The 1,162-nt window shown below is 44.3% G+C and carries 1 protein-coding gene; it reads right to left on the minus strand.

Features of this window, described 5'->3' with window-relative positions:
- Positions 1-1,162: Ig-like domain-containing protein (locus tag IR010_RS19985; RefSeq protein ID WP_194606135.1), on the minus strand; the 1,162-nt coding region annotated here is incomplete at both ends.

The following is a 1,162-nucleotide window of genomic DNA, read 5'->3' on the forward strand; positions in this document are numbered from 1 at the left end:
CGTAAAAGTTACAATTCCAAGTGCATCTACAGTATATGTTCCCTGTCCTGTTACAGTAAAACTGGTCTGGATGCCAGGCGTAGCAGGATCAAGGTCTACTGTTGCCTTGTTGACTGTTCCGTCAGCATCAGTATCATTTGCTGTTACGTCGATTGTAACTGCCGTGTCCTCGTTTGTCGTTTTTGTATCGTTATTGGCAACCGGAGCATCGTTTACTGAAGTTACCGTTACGGTAATTGAAGCAGTATTGGATACCGCTCCGTCATTGTCGTTTACTGTATAATTGACTGGAGTCGCTGTTCCGTTGTAATTCAGAACAGGGGTAAAAATTACAATTCCAAGTGCGTTAACAGTATAAGTTCCCTGTCCTGTTACAGTAAAACTGGTCTGGATTCCAGGTGTTGCAGGATCCAGGTCTACTGTTGCCTTGTTGATTGTTCCGTCAACATCTGTGTCGTTTGCCGTTACGTCGATTGTAACTGCTGTGTCCTCGTTTGTCGTTTTTGTATCGTTATTGGCAACAGGATTATCGTTTACCGAAGTTACTGTGATAAGCTGATTTGCCGTGGCAGTTCCGCCGTGTCCGTCGCTGATTACATAAGGAAAACTTACAGCATTGGCCGAGTTGAAGTTCAAAGCCGGAGTAAAAGTAATTATGCCCGAAGCCGAGATGCTTACTGTGCCGTTTGTAACCGCAATTGTTTGGGCTGAACCTGTCAGGGCTGTTCCATTTATTGAAGTGATTGTCAAAGTATCTCCGTCAACATCTGTATCCAAAGCAAGTGGATTCAGCGTTACTGTATTGTCTTCTGAAGCTGTATAAGCATCATCAACTGCAACTGGAGCATCGTTTACAGCCGTAACTGTTACGGTAATTGCAGCAGTATTGGATACCGCTCCGTCATTGTCGCTTACCGTATAATTGACTGGAGTCGCTGTTCCGTTGTAATTCAGAACAGGGGTAAAAGTTACAATTCCAAGTGCATCTACAGTATATGTTCCCTGTCCTGTTACAGTAAAACTGGTCTGGATGCCTGGTGTCGCAGGATCCAGGTCTACTGTTGCCTTGTTGATTGTTCCGTCAGCATCAGTATCATTTGCTGTTACGTCGATTGTAACTGCCGTGTCCTCGTTTGTCGTTTTTGTATCGTTATTGGCAACT

Source organism: Flavobacterium sp. MR2016-29 (assembly GCF_015350695.1).
Classification (GTDB): Bacteria; Bacteroidota; Bacteroidia; order Flavobacteriales; family Flavobacteriaceae; genus Flavobacterium.